21 protein-coding genes and 1 tRNA gene are annotated in these 21,504 nt (G+C 41.0%); 12 read left to right on the forward strand and 10 right to left on the reverse strand.

All coding sequences use genetic code 11. The annotated features are described in order from the left end of the window. Positions 1 to 42: 42 nt before the first annotated feature. Positions 43 to 573 carry an LOG family protein gene (locus WH223_RS04485; protein ID WP_340046339.1) on the forward strand — a complete coding sequence of 177 codons (531 nt, stop codon included), beginning with the start codon at positions 43 to 45 and terminating at the stop codon, positions 571 to 573. A 359-nt stretch (positions 574 to 932) separates the two neighbouring features. Continuing rightward, entirely contained in the window at positions 933 to 1,835 is a 903-nt protein-coding gene (locus tag WH223_RS04490; RefSeq protein WP_340046340.1) for a hypothetical protein, read from the forward strand. 38 nt (positions 1,836 to 1,873) lie between these two features. Here the strand turns inward: WH223_RS04490 and WH223_RS04495 are convergent, their stop codons facing one another. Continuing rightward, positions 1,874 to 4,279 (reverse strand): ABC transporter permease, encoded by a 2,406-nt coding sequence (locus tag WH223_RS04495; RefSeq protein WP_340046341.1) that lies wholly within the window; start codon positions 4,277 to 4,279, stop codon positions 1,874 to 1,876. Positions 4,280 to 4,648: 369 nt separating this feature from the next. Between WH223_RS04495 and WH223_RS04500 the strand changes: the two genes are divergently transcribed. Then, positions 4,649 to 5,146, forward strand: a complete 498-nt coding sequence (locus tag WH223_RS04500; protein ID WP_340046342.1) for a GNAT family N-acetyltransferase — start codon at positions 4,649 to 4,651, stop codon at positions 5,144 to 5,146. 94 nt (positions 5,147 to 5,240) lie between these two features. Here the strand turns inward: WH223_RS04500 and WH223_RS04505 are convergent, their stop codons facing one another. Beyond that, a complete protein-coding gene (locus WH223_RS04505; protein WP_340046343.1) occupies positions 5,241 to 6,116 on the reverse strand; it encodes a sensor histidine kinase in 876 nt (291 codons plus the stop codon). 219 nt (positions 6,117 to 6,335) lie between these two features. Here WH223_RS04505 and WH223_RS04510 point away from each other — a divergent pair, with 219 nt between their 5' ends. The 4 genes from WH223_RS04510 to obgE all read left to right on the forward strand — a co-directional run bounded on the left by WH223_RS04510 (position 6,336) and on the right by obgE (position 8,640). After that, positions 6,336 to 6,752 (forward strand): RidA family protein, encoded by a 417-nt coding sequence (locus WH223_RS04510; RefSeq protein WP_340046344.1) that lies wholly within the window; start codon positions 6,336 to 6,338, stop codon positions 6,750 to 6,752. A gap of 147 nt (positions 6,753 to 6,899) precedes the next feature. Beyond that, positions 6,900 to 6,973, forward strand: a tRNA-Arg gene (locus WH223_RS04515). Between the two features lie 72 nt (positions 6,974 to 7,045). Further along, entirely contained in the window at positions 7,046 to 7,615 is a 570-nt protein-coding gene (locus WH223_RS04520; RefSeq protein WP_340046345.1) for an adenylate kinase, read from the forward strand. 26 nt (positions 7,616 to 7,641) lie between these two features. Continuing rightward, positions 7,642 to 8,640 (forward strand): GTPase ObgE, encoded by a 999-nt coding sequence (obgE, locus tag WH223_RS04525; RefSeq protein ID WP_340046346.1) that lies wholly within the window; start codon positions 7,642 to 7,644, stop codon positions 8,638 to 8,640. Positions 8,641 to 8,710: 70 nt separating this feature from the next. Here obgE and WH223_RS04530 read toward each other — a convergent pair whose 3' ends face one another. The 5 genes from WH223_RS04530 to WH223_RS04550 form a co-directional block, all read right to left on the reverse strand. Next, positions 8,711 to 9,304: a hypothetical protein gene (locus tag WH223_RS04530; RefSeq protein ID WP_340046347.1), complete on the reverse strand. Its 594-nt coding sequence runs from the start codon at positions 9,302 to 9,304 to the stop codon at positions 8,711 to 8,713. Positions 9,305 to 9,313: 9 nt separating this feature from the next. Then, entirely contained in the window at positions 9,314 to 10,066 is a 753-nt protein-coding gene (locus WH223_RS04535; RefSeq protein ID WP_340046348.1) for a hypothetical protein, read from the reverse strand. Positions 10,067 to 10,176: 110 nt separating this feature from the next. Next, positions 10,177 to 11,013, reverse strand: a complete 837-nt coding sequence (pyrF, locus tag WH223_RS04540; RefSeq protein WP_340046349.1) for an orotidine-5'-phosphate decarboxylase — start codon at positions 11,011 to 11,013, stop codon at positions 10,177 to 10,179. Next, the gene (locus WH223_RS04545; protein ID WP_340046350.1) at positions 11,013 to 11,621 is read right to left on the reverse strand and encodes a TlpA family protein disulfide reductase; all 609 of its coding nucleotides are present in this window, start codon (positions 11,619 to 11,621) and stop codon (positions 11,013 to 11,015) included. The genes pyrF and WH223_RS04545 overlap by 1 nt, the downstream gene beginning before the upstream one ends. 15 nt (positions 11,622 to 11,636) lie before the next feature. After that, entirely contained in the window at positions 11,637 to 12,380 is a 744-nt protein-coding gene (locus WH223_RS04550) for an RluA family pseudouridine synthase (RefSeq protein WP_340046351.1), read from the reverse strand. Positions 12,381 to 12,473: 93 nt separating this feature from the next. On the opposite strand from WH223_RS04550, the gene panB reads away from it, so the two are divergent. After that, positions 12,474 to 13,289, forward strand: a complete 816-nt coding sequence (gene panB, locus WH223_RS04555) for a 3-methyl-2-oxobutanoate hydroxymethyltransferase (protein WP_340046352.1) — start codon at positions 12,474 to 12,476, stop codon at positions 13,287 to 13,289. 15 nt (positions 13,290 to 13,304) lie between these two features. Next, positions 13,305 to 13,916 carry a hypothetical protein gene (locus WH223_RS04560; RefSeq protein WP_340046353.1) on the forward strand — a complete coding sequence of 204 codons (612 nt, stop codon included), beginning with the start codon at positions 13,305 to 13,307 and terminating at the stop codon, positions 13,914 to 13,916. An 84-nt stretch (positions 13,917 to 14,000) separates the two neighbouring features. Here WH223_RS04560 and WH223_RS04565 read toward each other — a convergent pair whose 3' ends face one another. Continuing rightward, positions 14,001 to 14,633, reverse strand: coding sequence for a nitroreductase family protein (locus WH223_RS04565; protein ID WP_340046354.1), 633 nt, complete (start codon positions 14,631 to 14,633; stop codon positions 14,001 to 14,003). Between the two features lies 1 nt (position 14,634). Continuing rightward, positions 14,635 to 15,240 carry a TetR/AcrR family transcriptional regulator gene (locus WH223_RS04570; protein WP_340046355.1) on the reverse strand — a complete coding sequence of 202 codons (606 nt, stop codon included), beginning with the start codon at positions 15,238 to 15,240 and terminating at the stop codon, positions 14,635 to 14,637. A gap of 310 nt (positions 15,241 to 15,550) precedes the next feature. On the opposite strand from WH223_RS04570, the gene WH223_RS04575 reads away from it, so the two are divergent. Then, a complete protein-coding gene (locus WH223_RS04575; RefSeq protein ID WP_340046356.1) occupies positions 15,551 to 16,363 on the forward strand; it encodes a patatin-like phospholipase family protein in 813 nt (270 codons plus the stop codon). Here the strand turns inward: WH223_RS04575 and ygiD are convergent. Next, positions 16,360 to 17,223 (reverse strand): 4,5-DOPA dioxygenase extradiol, encoded by an 864-nt coding sequence (ygiD, locus tag WH223_RS04580; RefSeq protein ID WP_340046357.1) that lies wholly within the window; start codon positions 17,221 to 17,223, stop codon positions 16,360 to 16,362. The genes WH223_RS04575 and ygiD overlap by 4 nt on opposite strands. Positions 17,224 to 17,402: 179 nt before the next feature. On the opposite strand from ygiD, the gene dinB reads away from it, so the two are divergent. Beyond that, complete coding sequence (gene dinB, locus WH223_RS04585; RefSeq protein WP_340046358.1) at positions 17,403 to 18,575, forward strand: DNA polymerase IV; 1,173 nt, start codon at positions 17,403 to 17,405, stop codon at positions 18,573 to 18,575. Then, positions 18,565 to 21,501: a DNA polymerase III subunit alpha gene (gene dnaE / locus WH223_RS04590; RefSeq protein ID WP_340046359.1), complete on the forward strand. Its 2,937-nt coding sequence runs from the start codon at positions 18,565 to 18,567 to the stop codon at positions 21,499 to 21,501. Before dinB ends, dnaE begins: the two co-directional genes overlap by 11 nt. Positions 21,502 to 21,504: the final 3 nt, after the last annotated feature.

The raw sequence follows: 21,504 nt of genomic DNA on the forward strand, positions 1-21,504 counted from the left end.
AACAAAGTAAATAGATTGGCTTTGTGATTAACATAAGTAATAATGAAAAGTACAGTAGTATTTTGTGGAGCTAGTTTTGGCTCATCGGAAATTTTTAAAACTCAAGCAGAATTAGTTGGTAGAACCCTAGCTAAAAAAGATATACAATTGATATATGGAGGAGCGGTTACAGGGCTTATGGGAGCTGTTGCTAACGGCGCATTGCAGGAAGGGGGGACTGTTGTCGGTGTGCTTCCCTATTTTTTAAAAACAAGGGAAATTGCACATGAAGGACTTACAGAGCTTGTATTTGTAGATACAATGCATGAGAGAAAAACCAAAATGAACGATTTGTGTGATAGTATAATTGTATTGCCGGGAGGATTCGGAACACTAGAAGAGTTCTTTGAGATGATTACATGGTCTACCTTGGGTTTACATAAAAAACCTATAGGTATATTAAACGTGGACGGTTTTTACGATGAATTACTTTTATTTATTAATAAAATGGTTCAGAAAGGTTTCGTACAACAAGTCTATTTAGAGCTTGTCCTCATCAGTTATAATATTGAAGAGTTGCTTGATAAGATGTAAAATTATCAAAGTCAGTAATAGGATGAGGCAAGCGCCGTCAAAAAAAACTACGACTGTATGTAGGGGCTTGCATACTGGTTAGGACATCTCTTGTAACGAATTTTTTTACAAAAAATATTAATCAAGCATAGCTTAAAGTTACTTAACTTTAATCCTGAAATCATTAGCTATGCTAAAGACGGTGCGTGTTAATTATGTATTTATTCGTAAAAAGGTTTTCTTGTAAATCTTATGAAGCTATTAATAGCTAAGTAGCGCGGAATTCTTGTTATAGCGAATTCGTCGTAAGTCTAGTTTTTAATTTTAGTTGTTGCCTTGAAGAAGAAAAAGGAATATTTATTTTTTGTACCCTGTTTTTGATGAATAGATTAGTCAGTGTTTTATTTGTATTGTTCTTTATAGGTGTGGAGACTGCCATCGGACAACACATTAATGAAGAAGATTTCCGTATTGCTGCAACCCCAGAAAAAGTGATGCATTCCTTTAAGGAAGCGGGCATGGACCCTGTAGAACACCGGCTAACTAAAGAAGAGCTCAAGAAGGTGGAAAGTGCTTTTTTGATTCTACCTCCTTTGCACCAGAAAATATTGCAGAAGCATCTGAAGAGCATAAGCTTTCTGGATGGAATGCCCAATACGGCTTTGACATCTCCTGTTGAATCCAAAGATTCTTTAGCTCAATTTAATATTACTTTTCGGGCAGGTATCTTGAACGAAACTGTGACCGACTGGCTTAATAAAAAGGAGAATACTTGTTTTAAAACTGGCGTAAATGACTCATTATCGGTTTGGTTGGATGGCGGTGAACTAGATGCTATACAATATGTATTTTTGCATGAAGCCACGCATGTCGTGGATGCTGTTTTGAAGTTAACACCAAAGGTAACCCAAGTAAGCGATGTGCCTGTTCATACCGATTTCACAAAAGGTATTTGGACCAAAATGAATATGCCGAGTGATACGTATTTGTTTCCTGCTTTAGAAGGCACTCGCTTCAGAAGCGGTAAAGTTGTTTCTAAAGACCAGATTTCAGCCATTTATGAAGCATTGAATAGTACGCCTTTTGTTTCGCTGTACGGTATGGCGAGTTGGCACGAAGATATAGCGGAGTTTTTAACGGTATATCATCTTACCCAAAAGTTGAATCAGCCTTTCCGAATACTAGTTAAAAAAGATAACAAACTTATACAGATTTACGAGCCAATTAATAAAAAACTAGCAAAGGAAAGATTCAGTTTTATGGATGTTTTTTATCGTAGTTAACCGCAATCAAGAAATATTTAAATGCTATAAGTCTGTTATTATTCCGTTCTAAGTGATTTTGTAGGGTTCTGTCTTGCCGCTTGATATACCTGCCAGCTTACTGCTAGCAATGCAATGATGAGCACAAAAAGTCCGACACAGATAAAAACCAACCCATTTAAATTTATCCGATAGGCGAAGTCATTTAACCATTGCTTGGTAATCCACCAGCTTAATGGCGCCGCGATGAAGAAAGCTATCAGGATAAGCTTCACAAAGCTATTGACGATAAGCTGCATAATATTGAAAATATTTGCGCCTAATATTTTCCGGATACCAATCTCCTTAGTCTTGGCCGATACGGCAAATGTAGTCAAGCCTAAGAGGCCTAAGCAAGCAACAAATATGGTGAGGGCTGAGAAAGTGATGAGCAGGTAGCTTGTTCTCCGCTCTGTAGCATACGTATTTTCCAACCGTTGGTCGATAAAAGAATAAGAAAAAGGAACTTCAGGATTATAGCTCTCATATTTACCCTTTATCGCTTGAATAAGAGATTCAATATCTGCAGATTTTGTTTTAATAATAATATCGCCAGCAATAGGCTGAAGAACCATTACCAAAGGGGTAATAGGTTCATAGAGCGATTTAAAATTGAAGTCTTTGACAACACCGATAATCTGTAGCGATTTGTTCTGTCCATCAACAATTGTTTTTCCTAGAATATCATTTCCCCAGCCAAATGATTTTACGGCCGATTCATTCACAATAGCAGTTAAAGAGTCTGCACCATAGGCCTTGGAAAAATTACGCCCAGCTATGAGCTGCATGCCCATCGTAGTGATGTAGTTTTCATCAACATCATAGCGGAGGGTTTTTATCCAGTTTTTAGGCGTTTGTTTGTCGTGAATTAGAAAGTTATTGTTGTAAGAGGAGCCTGCAGGTATATATCCCGACCTTGTTAAATTTGAAACGCGAGAATCGTCTTTTAGTTGCTGAATGAATACATCCTGGTTATCGCCAAGAGGCCACGTTTGAACAACGATTAAATTGTCTTTATTATAGCCTAAATCCTTTTGCTGAATGAAGGTCAACTGTTGATAGATAACAGTGGTGCCAATCACAAAGCTAATAGCGATAAAGAACTGAAAAGTCACTAGAATATTGCGTAGACCAAAATTTTTATCGGTCATATTGGTGGCACTTCTAAATATTTTTAAGGGTTTAAAATTTGATAAAAACAGGGCAGGATATAAGCCGGCCAAGATCCCTACAAATAGATTTATTCCCAAAAAGAATGGAAGTGCGTAGATATTCGATAAAAAGTTAAGATTCAAGTCTTTTTCTACAACCTTATTAAAAACAGGAAGAGCAAGCCAAGTAATGACGCAAGCCATAAGAAGCGATAACGACGTCGTTAATATGGCTTCACACAGAAACTGTATTACCATCGTTTTGCGGCTTGAGCCGAGCACTTTTCTGACAGCTACCTCTTTGGCTCTTTTTGAAGCGGAAGCTGTCGATAAGTTTATGAAATTAATCGTCGCAATGCAGAGGATGAAAATAGCAATGCAAACAAAAATATAAATGTATTGACTATTGCCCGCAGGGCTCAAATCACTAACAAAGTTAGAGTGTAAATGTATATCCTTAAGGGGTTGTATCTCTAGTCCAATATGGTTACCTGAATTTCGGAAAGATTTATAGTCCATCCCAAAGGCGGCAGGGAATTGTGGGCCTGCATGTTTCTCAAATAAATCAGGAAGCCTTTTTGCGAGTATACGATAATCAAAATCAGGCTTTAAAAGTAAATAAGTATAATATCCCGAAGTCATCCATGAAGTGGAGTTTGCGTCGGGCTGATTGCTCATCGAAGCAAAGAGGTCGAATTGTATATGTGAGTTTTTAGGGATATCTGCCAAAACCCCTGTTATTTTTAAGCGTCCCTTTTTATCACTCGTTTGAATGTCTTTGCCAATTACGGCTGTCGTTCCAAAGAATTTCTTCGCTAGTCGTTCTGTGATAACGACAGTATTGGGTTGTTTGAGTACGTTGTTGGCATCTCCTTGGGTAAGGGGAAAGCTAAACAGGTTGAAGAATGTGCTATCCACAAAAGCAAGTTGTTCTTGAGAAAACAGTTTTCCATTTACCTCAAAGACTGGTGCGCCCGCCACCATCAGTCGCGTAGCCAATTCTACTTCTGGATTTTCCTGTTTAAGGGTTTCCGCCACAGGAGGCATCACGTTGGCTTCATTGATTTTACCTCCCGGAACGGTGCCTTGAAACACCACACGCACGATACGATTAGCATTCGTATGGAAACGGTCGAAGCTGAGCTCGTCAAATACGTATAAACAAATTAAAAAACACGTCGCTAACCCTATGGCCAGCCCAGTAATATTTATAAAACTGAACGATGGATTTTTCGTTAGGTTCCGCCAAGCTATCTTAATATATGTTTTTAACATTCGCTATGTTCTTTAAACAATGAATTTAACTATTTATTTTCTTTCTAGCATTTCTTTTGCCATTGTTTTAATTTATTGTTTATTAGTTGTTTACGTGTTGTTTGTTCTCTTTCGTTTGTACGGTAATGAACAAGGACTGTTCGAAAATGAACAGATTAATTGTATTTGTCTATTAAGTAAAAGCATGTTTAAAATTTATACATTAAAATATTGCTCATTTTGAGTGTGCTAAAATAATTCTACGTCAACGTGTCGCTATATTGAAATGATTTATACAATCTTGCTCGTTTAGATTGTTAATTCAGATAGACTTTGATTTTCTAATAACCTTTTTGTTTTATCTTTAAAATCGAATAGTAAATAATTAAAATGAGTCAACTGATACAACTTAAACCATTTACACCGGAAGATTTCAAAACTTTGATTGCGTGGATAGCTGATGAAGGATTGCTAACGCAGTTCGCGGGGCCTGTATTTACTTTTCCACTGACGGAAGAACAACTTCATCATTATCTTGAAGATGCGCATCGTTCTGTCTTTAAAGTTGTGGATAGTACGACCCAGTGCACGATTGGACATGCTGAAATTTATAATAACCAGCATGGTTCTGTCCGTTTATGTCGTGTACTTATTGGTGATGAAAAATTTAGAGGAAAAGGGTTTGGGCAGGCGATTATTCAGGCCTTAATAAGTTATTCATTAAAAGAACTACATGCAACGGCGATTTCCTTGAACGTTTACGCGTGGAATCTAGGAGCCATAAAATGCTATGAGAAAGTAGGCTTTGTCTTAAATGCAGACAATTTCACCACTGTAAAAGTAGGTGAGGAGGTTTGGCATTCTGTGCAGATGGACTGGCAGGGATAATGTTTGAGAAAGAAGCGTGTAGCTAACCCCTCTGGAATGGCTTAATAGATAAAAAGGCTGCATATTTAATATGCAGCCTTTTTCGTAGCTTTTATTAGTTCAACTGTACATAAAAGATAGCACCTTTTCCGCGGTTACTTTTCACAGAAAAGTCCCAGCCTGTTTTTCTAGCTAAGCTTTGGCAAAGCGAGAGGCCAATACCCATCGCTTGCTCAGGGTCGCCATGTTTAGATCTGCTTGCCTGCCCTGTATTGATATATTTAACCTCTTGCTCATTTAATCCGACACCATTATCTTCGATAAATAGTTTTACACTACCTGTTTTTGAGACTTCTAATACCCCAATTTTGATAATTCCTTTGAGCGGATTGAATTTTATAGCATTCGATATCATATTACGAAGCATAAAATCGAAAATGCTCGTATTGCCTGAGAAGGATAATTTTGGATCTATTGAAACGTCTACATCAATTTCTTTCTCTTTTACTTGGTAGTCAAAGAAACTCATGATGGAGTCTACACGCTCCTTTATACTGAAATGCTCTTTTGTTAAGTCGCCACCACTCAATTGGCCTGAAGCCCAAAGTAAGATGTCATTGACCACTTGTTTACCTTTCGTAACCTGAAGTTCGATATCATGAAAGAACTGGTCTATATTCTGCTCATCTTTAAAACCATCGAGATGTCTGAATTTTAATAACATTTGTAAATTGACAAAAGGAGAACGCAAATCGTGAGACGCTAAGGATAGTATCTTTAATTTGAATTCTTCCGCGCGCGTCAGTTCTTTGTTCTGCTGGCGAACTTCGGAAACATAAGATTCTAATTTCAGACTCAATTCGCTAAGCATTAATTTCTCATCGCGCAATTGTCGGTTTCTTTTTAATAGATGGTATATTAAGAAGCCAATAATAGTCTTACTAATTACGATTCCCGCCACAAGGAGGGTAATAATAGTTTCGTTTGTCATTTCTTATAAGTTAATAATTGTTTCAAATATCGGTAAAAAATCAAATATAGCGATGATTTGTTTTACTTATTTATTGATATTCAATAAATAAAAGGCTTTTTTAGGAAATTAATATACTTTTTGCATATATTCTTTATTACAAGTAAATTGTTACATATGTTTTACAACGCCTCCGTTAAAGCATTGAAATAAGTCTATCGTTAATGATATCTTAGCTAGATGAAGATATATATGTTGGCTCTCGTGGCTTTATTATTTGGATGTGCCCTGCAGGCACTAGAAGTTCCGCAACCGAAGATACCTTTTAGCCCAGCGGTAAAAGCGAGCAACCTTCTTTTTATTTCAGGACAGGTAGGATTAGATTCAAAAACTGGAAAATTGGTTAATCATTCCTTCGAAGCAGAGCTTCGGCAGGTCATGGATAACTTAAAAAAACAACTCGATGAGCATAAATTAAGCTTCGATGACCTTGTTAGCACCACCATTTATCTAAAAGATATGGACCGTTATGACGAGCTGAACAAGATTTATGGAGAATATTTTAAAAATAAATTCCCGAGTAGAACTTGTATTGCAGTCAAAGATTTGCCAGTAAAAGCATCCGTAGAGATCTCAGGCATAGGGCTTATGCCTTAAGTAGGGTGGCCTCTCGACGGGATAAACGAAGTTTTTATTTAATATTATATTGACAAAAAGTAAAAAAAGAATTTGCAGATATCTTAAGAATCCCTATATTTGCATCACCAAAACAGAAAGACGGTTTGTCAAAGTCTGATGGTTAACGCGCTCATAGCTCAATTGGATAGAGCATTTGACTACGAATCAAAAGGTTAGGGGTTCGACTCCCTTTGAGCGCACTTAGAAAACAGCTAAGCCTAATTCTCACAAAGGGATTAGGCTTTTTTTTCGAACATAAAACACGCAAACTTATGCTAAACCTTGTTTTATTTGGGCCTCCCGGTGCTGGTAAAGGCACACAATCTGAGCGATTAATCGAAAAGTACCAACTGGTACATATTTCCACTGGAGATCTTTTTCGCGCCCACATAAAAGACCAAACCAACCTAGGACAGCAGGTAAGCCAAATTATTGCTGATGGCAATTTGGTTCCTGATTCCATTACAATTGCTATGCTTGAAGAAGAGATCAAGAAAAATCCACAGGCGAAAGGATTTATTTTTGATGGTTTTCCAAGAACAGTTGCACAAGCAGAAGCATTAGATACGTTCTTAGCGTCTATCTCGGAGAAAATTACCGGTGTAGTAGCTTTAGATGTAAACGAAGAAGAGCTGACTCAACGTATTGCTAAACGTCAAGAGATTTCTGGACGTGCTGATGATGCAGCAGATAAGTTGAAAAAAAGAATAGAAGAGTACTTTAGTAAAACTATCCATGTGCTTCCTTATTATGAGGCGCAAGGTAAACTAGCGAAGGTAAATGGTATCGGAGAAATTGAAACTATTTTCAATGACTTAACTGCTATCATCGACCAATATTAATATTTTAAAGAGTAAGGAATAAGAAGATGGCCCAAGGTTCAAATTTTGTTGATTATGTGAAGGTATGTTGCCGTTCTGGTCATGGTGGCGGAGGTTCTGCGCATTTACACCGTGATAAATTTACGGCTAAAGGTGGACCTGATGGTGGTGATGGTGGCCGTGGTGGACATATCATCTTAAAAGGATCTACACAACACTGGACCTTGTTACACTTGAAATTCCGTAAGCATATTATCGCTCAGAATGGTGAGCGTGGTGGTAGTTCTTTATGTTCTGGAGCTAACGGAAAAGATGAAATCTTAGAGGTGCCTTTGGGAACCATTGCGCGTGATGCCGAAACCGGAGAAATCTTGTTCGATATCACCGAAGATGGTGAAACAAAAGTATTGACACCAGGTGGAAAAGGTGGTTTAGGAAACTGGCACTTTAAGACGCCAACGCAACAGACACCGCGTTATTCCCAGCCGGGTATGCCAGGGCAGGAGCAATGGATCATCCTTGAGCTTAAAGTGTTGGCTGATGTGGGCTTAGTAGGTTTCCCGAATGCGGGTAAATCAACCTTGCTTTCTGTCGTTTCGGCGGCGAAGCCTGAGATTGCTGATTATCCGTTTACCACGTTGGTGCCAAATTTAGGTATCGTTGCTTATCGCGATAGTAAATCTTTCGTAATGGCTGATATTCCTGGAATTATTGAAGGTGCTTCCGAAGGTAAAGGTTTAGGATACCGCTTTTTACGTCACATCGAGCGTAACGCTGTATTACTTTTTATGGTTCCTGCAGATACGGATCGTTCTATTGAAGAAGAGTATAATATTTTGTTAAACGAGCTAACGGTTTACAATCCTGAGCTAATTGATAAGCCACGTTTGTTGGCAATTACAAAAGCTGATATGTTGGATGAGGAGCTTGAAGCAGAAATGGCTTTGACAGTACCAAAAGGAATTCCATCTATATTTATTTCTTCCGTTGCTGGAAAAAATATACCACAGTTAAAAGATATGATTTGGAAAGCTATTAATGCATAAGCAGTTTTAGTAATCCATAAAAAAACCTGATCAATTATTGATCAGGTTTTTTTATGCTTATTGCTTTAGCTTATTTGGAGATAATTTTACCAATACTTTTTGCTAAATTTTTATCTACTGTAATGTAACCAGGGTAGTAGATGTTCTGACTTCCGATTTTGAAAGAAGGCTTAATTTTCAAAACTAAAAATCCTTCTCCTTTTCTAGTGAAAATTTCATTCATCAAATTATCGATACCATTTTCGTGTGCTGTATTGAAAATATTGGCTTTAAAAGTTAAAGGAACAACCATACTTTGACCTTGTGTCAAATTGATGTTCTCATTTACCGTACCTTCGAAAAGTGGCTTTCCTTGAATTTCAATTAAATATTTAAAAGAGTTGATTGCTGTCTTTTTCGCTGTCGGATTTGATACCTTCATATTGATTTGCGCCTCCAAAGGTAAATCTTTGGTCAACATCGCCATCGCTACAGCAGGTAGCGCCGCTAAGTTTACGCCATTGCCGCCCATGAATGTTTCTGCATTTTTTCCTGCTAATTTAACATTCTGTAATGATTCTACTTGGTAGTCACATTTGGCTAAGGCTGCCACCTGGTCTTTGTTGATGGAACAGCTGCTCACCAAAAAGGTAGCAATAGATAGTACTAAGATTCGTAATTTCATGTGTATATTTTATTTCTTTTTTCTGTAAAAATTGTAGGCCAAGCCTAAGGTGAAAACGGCGTTGCCCGCTTTTAAGTACTCGTTGCTGAGTAAGTTAACGTTAAAACCGTTAGTATATTGCAGCTGTAGTCCCTTGTTGAGCTCCAAGCGGGTAAAGAATAAAGGCTCAGCGAAATATGCCTCTTCCTTCGTTTGCTCAATTTTGTTGATCTTGAAGTCCTGCATCGCTACACGACTAAAACGGATAGCTGTACCATAACTTATCGTACGTTTTTTACCAAATAGCTGCACCCTGTCCTGCTTAGTAGAGGAGTAGTTCACCTGTACAAATATTTTGTCAAAATCCATCTCCCGCAATTCTTGCGTTTCCATTCCTCGTAGTCCCGCCCGCCGGTCGTCTTGGCGAGATCTCCCCAAACCATAGCCGGCATACACCTCAAAAAGTTGCTTTTTTGCTTTACCCACTTTGGTAAAGTAGCCTATTCCTCCTTCAACTATCTTTTGGTCGAAGAGCTCCTGGCGTGCACTTTCTTTAGCATGCTCCCGATAGGAGCCGTTGGCCAGTAAAGCTACATGTGGACTAATTGCCACTGCTGCATTCGCACTGAGGTTTCCTTTCATGGAGCTATGTGCTGCTACGTAAACTTCACCACTTTCGCGCAACATGGGCGTGGCAGGAACATTGGGCATATAGAGGGAGCTGCATCCACTAAAGGAGGCTAGACCGATAAAAAAAGAAGGATATAAGTAGTTTTTACGCATATCCTCCTCTTCGGTAATTATTGTGCCAAAAATGTTACATTTAACTCAAAGAACAATGTTTTTGCTAAGTTTAACTATAGCTTTTCATCCCTTTTGTTTTACTCGTTATTTTACGAAATGATGGTCGCTTTAATTAGCTCTAGTTCCATTTCTTTTTGAAGCTTTATAGCTTCTTCTCGTGCTTTCTCCGCAAAGTCTTTTCCGTTTGAAGCGTAGATAATACCACGCGTGCTGTTCACCAGAAGCCCACAGTCTTTATTCATTCCGTATTGACAAACATCTTGCAAGGAACCTCCTTGAGCACCAACACCTGGCACGAGTAAGAAATGATCCGGAGCATGCTCACGAATTTTTAGAAAAGCCTCACCACGAGTCGCACCAACAACATACATGGTGTTTTCGATACTACCCCAAGTGTTTACTTTATCAATTACATACTCGAATAGTTGTGTGCCATCTTGGTTTTCAAAGTTCTGAAAATCCTTACTTCCTTGGTTGGACGTCAAGGCCAATACAATAGCCCATTTATTATCAAATTCTAGAAATGGCGTAACGGAATCATTGCCCATATAAGGAGCGATAGTAATAGAATCAAAACCTAATCCCGATACCTGCTCATCAAAAAAGGCTGTAGCATACATCTTAGAGGTATTACCAATGTCGCCACGTTTAGCATCAGCAATGCTGAAGCAGTCTTTTGGTAGCGCTTGCCATGTTTTTTGCAAGGATTGCCATCCTTTAACACCATAACATTCGTAGAATGCAATATTAGGTTTGTAGGCAACGCAAAGATCCTCAGTAGCTTCAATAATAGCTTTATTGAAGGAATAAATAGGGTCCTCATCATCCAAAAGATGCGTCGGTATTTTCGTTAAATCGGTATCTAAGCCAACGCATAAAAAGCTTTTCTTCGCTTTTATCTGTGCGACCAACTCACTTCTAGTCATTATTTATTAATTAAATCGGTTATAAACTCAAAAACTTCTTTACGGTCATAATCTGCCATACCTTCATGACGCGCAGCGATACGACCATCTTTATCCAAGATGATGGTTGTCGGAATAGACTGACCTAGCCATTCAGAAGGAATCTCACTCTCTGGATAGTAAATTGGTAGATTCAGCTTGTTCTCTTTTAAAAAAGTATGAGCTTTTTCTTTTTCATGCTCTATCTCTACCAACATGAAAACAACCTTATCATTGCCTTTGAACTTCTTTACCAAATTTTGGATCGAAGGCATCTCCGCTTTACAAGGAGGACACCAAGTAGCCCAGAAATTAAGAAATACAACTTTTCCTTTTAGGTCAAGAATATCAACAGGTTTTCCTTCATCATCCGAAAAAACAGCCGTAACAGGCGCTTTATCTTCTGTTGTCGTTTCTGCCGCTGCCGCAGGCACTTCTGCTGGTTGCTCCAATTTAGGCTTGAAAAGACCTACTTTCATCAAACCTTGCTGAATCCAAACACGACTTGTTGGAACCAACAAAAGTATGATGATAAGACCAAAAATGATGTTGCTCGTTATTTTCCAGAATTTCTTTTTGTCCTTTATCATAATGAATACGGGTTCTTAACTATCAAATTTTTCTAATAGACGTAGTAAAGTAGCAAAATCTTTCGGATAATCAGCCTCAAAAGCATATGCTTTCTCATTTATTGTAAAGCTTACCGCTCTGGCGTGTAGCGCAAAACGCTTGATAATCGGTTGCTCTTCCTCGTTTTTAGCGAGTGTGAAACCACGCTTTTTAATTTGTGATAAAAAGATAGGCTTACCACGGTACATCTCATCGTTCACAATAGCCGCGTGCTGTGTAGCCAAGTGAATACGAATCTGGTGCATACGACCTGTGATTGGTTTACATTCCACTAACGTGTAATGTTTGAAATATTGTAAACTGTTGAATATTGTTTCAGCAGCCTTACCTTTTGCTCTGTCGATAGATACATTCTTCTGTCCTTGGTTGAGGATAGGAAGATTAACATGTAGATCGTCAAAGGTATGTGTACCTCCAATAACAGCATGGTATACTTTATTTACCCGGCGGCGCTCAAACTCGATAGATACTAAACGGTAAGTCTCTGGATTCTTCGCGATAAGAAGGATGCCCGAAGTTTCTTTATCTAAACGGTGACATACCTGCGCATCTGGATGATACTTTTTCGCTAAGCGTAGAATGTTAATTTCACTGCCTGCACGGTCATCCAAAGAGGCTACAAAAGGTGGTTTATTGATGACAATCAAGTTGTCATCTTCATGAATAATTAGATCCTCAAATTTCGGAAACTTAAATAGACGGTTTTCGCTTTCTTGCATCCTGCAAAAGTACAAAAAAGAGCTGAAGTAATAGAATGGCAAGATTTCCATTCTCATATTTATTGACTAGTTTTGTTCACAAAAAAAATAAAGATGTCAGTAAATAAGATCATAAAGCGAATAACGACAAGCAGCATTCTAGCGATGAAGGCCAACGGAGAGAAGATAACGATGTTGACTGCTTACGATTATTCTACTGCGCAAGCCTTAGATGAAGCTGGAATTGATGTTTTATTGGTGGGCGATTCTGCTGCCAATGTGTTTGCCGGTTATGAAACAACTTTGCCTATCACGCTGGACAACATGATTTATCACGCTAGCGCTGTAGCACGTGGTGCTAAACGTGCCTTGGTGTTGGCAGACTTGCCTTTCGGAACTTACCAAGGTTCCGTAGATGAGGCTTACCAAGCCGCAGTGCGCATGATGAAAGAGTCGGGAGCACAAGCCGTTAAATTAGAAGGTGGATTAGAGATAATCGATAATATAAAAAAGATTATAAACGCAGGCATTCCTGTATGTGGTCACTTGGGCTTAACGCCGCAGTCGATCAATAAGTTTGGTACTTTTGGCGTTCGCGCTAAAGAAGAGGCTGAAGCCGAGAAGCTAAAAGCTGACGCGTTAGCGCTGCAAGAGGCTGGATGTTTTGCTGTTGTATTGGAAAAAATTCCAGCGCAGCTGGCAAAAGAGGTTACAGAATCTCTAAATATCCCAACAATTGGTATTGGTGCTGGTGGCGACTGCGACGGTCAGGTATTGGTAGTTAATGATATGTTGGGCTTCACCAAAGACTTTAAGCCTAAATTTTTACGTCAGTATATGCAGCTATATAGCGGTATGGTTGATGCAGCACGTCAGTATGCTGAAGATGTAAAAGGTGGAAGCTTCCCGAACGAAAATGAACAATACTAAGCTTTAATATACGCTATGAAGATACTGTGGATTGTCGCATTGGTAGGTTTGTTGATCTATTATATTGGTCGACGCCTTTTTATGGGGATTTCCCGAGCGACGTCCGTCAGTGTGTCGGGCAGGAGAGGCTTTCAACTGGTGGATACCCATAGCACGTTGATGGGGCGAGTAACCAGAAATACCTTTAGTACGGTGGGTTTTGGTATCGCTTTGCTCTTTGTGATATTGATTTTAGGCTTTAAGATTAAGATCATCTTGATAGCGCTACCCTTGAGCTTTTATCTTATCGGTCAGTTTTTTGTATACAACAACCAATTGCGGTTGACGAAAGATCAAAAGCTTTATTTTGATGCCGTAAACAATGAAGTTTGCTTAGCGCGCTTACATGGTGGTGATTTATATTTCAACCTATTGAACGATGTAGCACATGTGGTAGAGGTTAAATCCGTGCAAATGAATCGTGGTGTTCTGTTTGGCTATTATAAGATTCAGCTGAAAGGCGGACAAATGGTTGCTATTTCACACCTGCTTTCGCAGAATGAAAATAGGGTCAATAGCCAATTTTTTGAACGTCTACAGGAACATTTCAAAGCTAAAGTCGAAACAAAGCTTTTTCCAATGGCTTAGACGCCTTTTTAAGTGGAGTTTATAAAAAAATAAAGGGGTGACCATTGCTGGTTGCCCCTTCACTTTTTGTTTCAATGTATAGTATTAGTTCAATTTAATAAGGAAATCTTCCGTATTGGTACGTACCTTTTTCAAGTTTACCAACCAGTCATTTTCCGTATCACGCTGGCCGATCGCCAAAATAGTAACCGATTTTAAGCCTAATTTGTCTAAGCCTAAAAGCTCATCCAATTGTGGCGCGATAAAGCCTTCCATTGGCGTAGCATCAACTTTCAATTCGGCAGCCGCCGCAATTGCTAGGCCAAAACCAATATAGGCTTGACGTGCTGCATGTTGGAAATGCTCCTCTTTCGTTTGTTGCTCAAAGCGGCTCCATAGCATGTTTTTGTAGTCATCAGCAAAGCCGTCAGGCAATCCTCTTTCTGTTGCTTGTTGTGCAAATACAGCGTCAACACGTTCTTTCGTGTATTCGTCATATGCAGCGAAGATAAGTAGGTGAGAGGCATCAACGATTTGGCTCTGTCCAAAGGCGATAGGCTGAATCTTAGCTTTTAATTCTGGATTCGAAATTTCAATCACTTTAAAAGGTTGTAAGCCTGAAGACGTAGGCGCCAAACGTGCTGCTTCAACGATATCGTCAATTTTTTCTTGTGCAACAGCTGCACCATTCATTTTTTTTGTGGCGTATCTCCACTGTAGATCTTGTAGCAGACTCATGTTATTTTTTATTAATTAAGGTAAATATAAAACTGTCGATCGCATCCCTGAAAGTAGCGGTAGGCGCTTCCTGGATTTGATTGTGTGAAAATAATTCAATAGCCATAAAGCCATGAAGCATAGACCAAAAGGTCTTTACCTTCAAGTAGTGGTCGATGGTGCCATTGCCAGCCTCCTCGCCAACAGCCTGAATGGCTTGCATCATTACGTTGGACATCTGTTTGATCTCCGCAACATTGTTTACCGCCTCACAGGAAGGCATACCCAAGCCATACATAATTTCGTAATGCTTGGTCTGCGATGCCGCAAAGGTCCAATAGGCTTTTGCAAGCTCCTGTACCTGCTCCGTTGCCGGAGCCGATGGATTGAGCACGCTTGCTAAGCGCTCTGCCAATGCCTGAAATCCTGTTTTGATGAAATGCTCCAAAATAGCCTCTTTGTTTTCAAAATGCTTATAAATCATCGGTACGCTGTACTCAATAGCTTCAGCGATGCGCCGAATAGAAAGTGCCTGCCAGCCCGATTCTTCAATTATTGCCCATGACTGTGCAATAATTTCATTTTTAAGAGCGGCATTTTGTTCTGCTTTTTTATCCGTTGCTTTCATTGATGTTTAAACATTTAGTTAACACTGTTAGCAAATGTAAGAAGCTTACCCATTCCTCGGAAATGTTTCTTTCAAAGACTACATTTCTTTGACATTTGTCTATTTTTCACAAAGCTTATTTTCGAACTAAAAGTGACGATTTAGGAGTGATATATGCCTTTAATCTACTATAAAGTACGTTATGTTAACTTTTAATTTTCTGCTTTTAGGTTTGATTATTTCGGCTTACCTTTAGTAGTTATCGATTGTGTCGAGGGAGACTAAAGCGTGTTTTAGGAAAATAATGTTTAGCTAAGGGTAATCAGACAATATGGAAATTGAAAAAAAGACGCGTAAAGTATCTTTAGTTTTAGGCAGTGGTGGAGCGAGAGGATTGACGCAAATTGGCGTTATCCAATATTTGGTGAAGCAAGGCTATGAGATTGATGAAGTAGTAGGTTGCTCTATAGGCTCTTTAATTGGTGGAGCTTTTGCTTGTGGCAAACTGGATGAATTGGGTGCCTGGATGCAAGGGTTAACCAAGACGCAGGTATTCCGGTTGATGGACTTTTCCAACTCGGGCAATGGCTTGCTGAAAGGTAAGCGTGTGCTCAATACGTTGCAAAGTGTCTTTTGTGATGTAGATATTGAGTCGTTACCAATCCGCTATGCGGCTATCGCATCCGATTTGATTGCTGAAGAAGAGAAGCTTTTCGCAACAGGTAGCTTATATGCAGCTATTCGGGCTTCCATCGCTATTCCGGGCGTGTTTACAGGGGTACAACTGTCCAACTCTTTCTTGGTAGACGGTGCTGTCCTTAATCCTTTACCGGTCAATCAGGTTGTGAAGAAAGGGAACTTGATTGTCGCTGTAAACCTCGACGGACGACTCGACAAACCCAAGTTGTCACCGGCCAAGCTTAATGCTATTGCACTGATGGAAGAGTCTTTTTATGCTATGCGTCGTCGACTAGCGACACTTACCCTACGGTTGAATCCACCCGATTATCTTATTGATATACCATTAGATGTGGCCGGGATATGGGATTACCATCGCGCCCAAGATCTTATCGACCAAGGTTATGCGCTTGCTGAAAAAGCTTTTGTGCAACAGGATTTACTATCTGCCAAAGAAAGCGTTTAGCCTATCTTAAGAGACGTCATCGTTAAAGAACCACCAATAGGGCTGTCATTAAACAAAACGAGGTCCTCATTTTTTTCTTGCAAAGCTACGCTATAGAGCATCGGTAAGTAGTGCTCGGGGGTTGGTATAGCCAGCTCGAAGGCGCTACCTTGCTTATCGAAATCAATCAATGCTTGGTGGTTGCCATCTAAGATAAACCCCTTCATTTTGTCACTCGCTTCTAGCGCCCAATCAAAAGCGTAATGGCTGTTTAGATGACCCCATGATATCTTCCGTAAGTTGTGCACCATATTGCCGCTCCCTACAATTAAGACTCCTTTATGGCGTAAAGGGGCTAAAGATTTGGCCAATTCATAATGATAGGATGCCGGCTGCATATAGTCGATACTCATTTGGATAACGGGAACATCGGCATCTGGATATAGGTGCTTAACGACAGACCAAGAGCCGTGGTCTAAGCCCCATTCATGGTCAAGGCCCACGGGCGTTGGCGTTAGCAATTCTTGAACAGCCTCGGCCAAGGCTGGTTGCCCTGGAGCTGGATATTGCACATCAAAAAGTGCCTGTGGAAATCCGCCGAAGTCATGAATCGTGCGCGGATGCTCCATCGCTGTAACATAGGTTCCGCGCGTCTCCCAATGTGCCGAAATCACTAAAATAGCCGTAGGCTTTTCTATTTCCTTTCCCAAAGACCGGAAAGAGGCTACAAATTCATTGTCTTCTATAGCGTTCATCGGGCTTCCATGTCCCAAAAATAGCAAAGGCATCTTCGCGGTATTTTTTGTCTCATCGAGAAAACGATGTAAGTGTTGTAGCTTTTTAGCGATAGGGTCAAACGGTAGGCTGGAACTTGTTGTCATAGTATACTCCTTAGTCTGTGCTTTGATTCAAATGTAGGAATTCTTCTTTCCTTTTTATAACCCCTTAACAAATAATGACGTTAACCTGTTTCGCATTTTTTTCTTAAAAAGAGCAAAGGATAGTTTTATATATTGCTAATATTTTTAGTATTTTTGTTCAATCTATTAAAGAGATTGTTATGGAGCGGAGTATTGTACATTGTGATTTGGATACCTTTTTTGTGTCGGTAGAGCGCTTGGAAAACAGTGGTTTAAAGGGTAAGCCTGTTTTGATTGGTGGTCTTTCCGATCGTTCTGTCGTTTCCTCCTGTTCTTATGAGGCGCGTCGCTTTGGCGTGCATAGTGCAATGCCTATGCGTATGGCCTTGCGTATGTGTCCTGAGGCTATTGTAGTACGTGGCGATCATGACCGCTATAGCTATTATTCCAGTATGGTGACCGATATCCTTGAGGCGCGAAGTCCCTTACTCGAAAAAGCGAGCATCGATGAGCACTATCTCGATGTGACGGGAATGGATCGATTCTATGGAAGCTGGAAGTGGACCCAAGAGCTGCGTCAATACATCATTAAGGAAACAGGCTTGCCCATCTCTTTTGGCTTCTCTGTAAACAAGACCGTCAGTAAAATTGCAACTGGGCAAGCGAAGCCCTGTGGCGAGCTACAGGTGGAAGGCGGGGTGGAGCGTGAATTTTTAGCGCCTTTATCGATTCGTAAAATACCAATGGTAGGCCAGCAATCCTATACGTTGCTGCGCAATATGGGTATCCATAAGATTAGTAGCTTGCAAGCGATGGAGGTGTTTACGCTACAGCGTGTGTTGGGCGAAAATGGTGTCACCATTTGGCGTAAGGCAAATGGTCTTGATGATAGCCCAGTTGTTCCTTTTCGTGAACAAAAATCAATGAGCAAGGAGACTACCTTTCTGCAAGATACCATTGACGTCAACCAATTGCGCAAAGAGCTTATAGGCATGGTGAGCGCCTTGGCCTTTGATCTCCGTAAGGATAAAAAGCTCACCAGCTGCTTGACGGTCAAGATTCGCTATAGCAACTTTGATACGCATACCAAACAAATACAATTAGGCTATACCAATTCGGATGCTGTATTGACCGAACGTGTCTTGGAGCTGTTCAAACTGTTGTATAACCGGCGTATGCTGATTCGCCTTATTGGAATCAAGTTTTCGAAGCTTATTTATGGCGCCTATCAGACCGACCTCTTTAGCGACCGTGCTACAGATATGAACCTGCTGCAAGCGATGGATAAGATGCGTCTGCGCTATGGTACAGGTGCCGTTATGAAGGCTATTCTTGCGCCTGATCTTCCTCAAAAAGAAAAAGATGCTACTTAATCTGCATAGTTACTACAGCCTGCGTTATGGTACGCTGAGCTTGAAGCAGCTGATTCAAGGAATGAAAGAAAATGGCTATAAGCGTGCCGTGTTGACGGATATAAACAACAGTTCGGCCTCCTTAGATTTGGTGCGCGATGCGCGTGAAGAAGGGGTAGATATCCTTACGGGAATGGAGTTTCGGGCCGAGGGTAAGCTTTGCTACATCGCTATCGCGATGAATGCGCAGGGTTTTCAGCAGATTAACGCCTACCGCAGTATGTTCAATCGGGAAGAACGCTCGCCAGCGGAAAGAGCGCCTGATTTTAGCGACGTTTTTGTGATCTATCCTTTCCATCAACTCGGGTGTTTTACCCTCCGGGAATATGAATATATCGGCGTACGACCTGCTGAACGCTTTAAAGCGCAGCGCTTAGCGGAAGATTTACTTGCTCGATGTGTAATTCTGGCGCCCGTGAGCTTTCTTCCCGAAGACTATATACTACATCAGCAATTGCGTGCTATAGATCAAAATCTGCTTATCTCACAGCTGCAGGCAGCAGATTGTGCATCGGCCGATGAGGTGTTTATGCCACAAGCGGCGTTAATAGCCTTATTTCGGGAGCTTCCTGTACTTCTTCATAATACGGAGCGGCTACTATCTGCCTGTTCCTTTACCTTCGATTTTAAGCAGCCGAAAAATAAAAAACACTTTACAGGCGATGCACAGGAAGATATGAAACTCTTGTCAGCGCTTACGTATGCTGGTTTTGAGCGACGCTATGCGTCGGATGATGAAATAGCGCGTCAGCGTATCGCTCGAGAGCTCGAGAGCATTCAAACCTTACATTTTTCGAGTTATTTCTTAATCACGGATGATATTTGTCGCTATGCTCAGTCGCGCGGTTTTCATTATGTAGGGCGGGGTAGTGGTGCCAATTCGGCGGTAGCCTATTGTTTGGGAATCACCGATGTCGATCCCATTGCCTTGAAGCTTCCTTTTGAGCGTTTCCTCAATCCTAAGCGTAAAAGTCCTCCAGATTTCGATATTGACTTTAGTTGGGATGAACGCGACACCATGTATACTTATATTTTTGAGAAGTACCCCGAAGGGCATGTGGCGCTCATGGGCGCCGTGAGTACCTTCCGTTCCCGTAGCATTTTGAGGGAGCTCGGTAAGGTGTATGGCTTACCCAAAGGTGATATTGACAGGCTGGTGCATGAGCCAGAGCATATGCTCAATAAGAATGAGGTAACAGCTTTGATTTTAGGTGTCTATAATCGGATGACAGACCTGCCTAATCAGCGTACGATTCATGCTAGTGGCGTCTTAATTTCGGAGCTTCCTTTAACCTGTTACTCGGCGCTTGATTATCCCCCGAAGGGGCTGCCTACGATGCAGATTGATATGTATGTGTCTGAAGATATCGGTTTCGAGAAGTTTGATATCCTCTCGCAGCGCGGTATTGGTCACATTAAAGATTGTCGCCGCATCGTGCAGCAAAATAGAGGACTCACCATCGATACGCAGCAGCCTAAGCGTTTCTTTGAAGACCCACATATTGCCAAGCAGCTGCGGTCGGCCAATACCATTGGTTGTTTTTATATCGAGAGCCCTGCCATGCGCCAGCTGCTCACCAAGCTGCGTTGCGATGATTACCTTACTTTGGTGGCTGCTTCGTCCATCATACGGCCTGGTGTGGCTAGCAGCGGCATGATGGGCGAATTTATTCGGCGCCACCATGCGCCGGATAAGGTGGTTTATCCGCATCCCGTCTTTGAAGAGCAACTTAAGGAAACCTATGGCGTGATGGTCTATCAGGAAGACGTGATGAAAATAGGAAATGCCTATGGCGGCTTAGATATGGCTGATGCCGATGTGTTGCGTCGCATGATGTCGGGCAAGTACCGTAATAAAAAGCATCTTATAGAGATTGAAGATAAGTTCTTTGCCCACTGTCGTGCGATGGACTATCCGGAGCAGACGAGTCGGGAAATTTGGCGGCAGATGGAAAGCTTTGCAGGCTATTCCTTCAATAAGGCACACTCGGCATCCTATGCTGTGGAGAGCTATCAGAGCCTCTATCTGAAAACATATTTCCCTTTGGAGTTTATGGTCAGTGTATTAAATAATTATGGGGGGTTTTATAATCGAAAGGTTTATGTAAATGAGGCGCGTGTTGCAGGTGGTAATATCTGCTTGCCCTGTGTCAATCATAGTGAATTTGTAGCCTGTATTTACGATAAAGATATTTACCTCGGCTTTGATTGTTTGCTGAATTTAGAAGGACGGCTGGCGCAGCGTATTGCGAAAGAACGACAACAGGGAGGTGCTTATCTGAGTCTACAAGATTTTATTCAACGCACCTCCGTCGCTATTGAGCAACTCGTTATTCTGATTCGTGTGGGCGCATTTCGTTTCCTCGGGCAAAGTAAGAAAAGCCTCTTGTGGGAAGCCCATCTGTATCTGAGTAAGCATAAGCAAAAACACCAAGCGCCCGTGTTGTTTGCCTCCGTGTTGCGCAAGCCTGTATTGCCTCCGTTGGAAGACGATATCTTGGAAGACTATTATGACGAGATGGAGCTGATTGGCTTTGGGGTGTCAGGCACCTTGTTTGATTTGGCGAGAAGCGACTTTAGAGGGGCTGTTATGGCGCAGGAGCTGCTAAGTGTGGTTGGGCAGACAGTGCGCATGGTCGGCGATTATGTGGCGGAGAAAACCGTACGCACCAAGCGTGGCGAGCTGATGAAGTTTGGAACTTTCTTCGATGTCAAGGGAACCTTCTTTGATACGGTGCATTTTCCGCCTTCCCTGCAAGGGTTTCCACTGCGCGGACCTGGACTATACCTTATCGAAGGAAAGGTGACTGAGGAGTTCGGCTGCGCCGCGATAGAGGTTCTGCGCTGCGGTAAGATGCCCCTTAAGGCTGACCCGCGTAGTGTATAGCCG

Source organism: Sphingobacterium sp. MYb382, assembly GCF_037572665.1.
Lineage (GTDB): Bacteria > Bacteroidota > Bacteroidia > Sphingobacteriales > Sphingobacteriaceae > Sphingobacterium.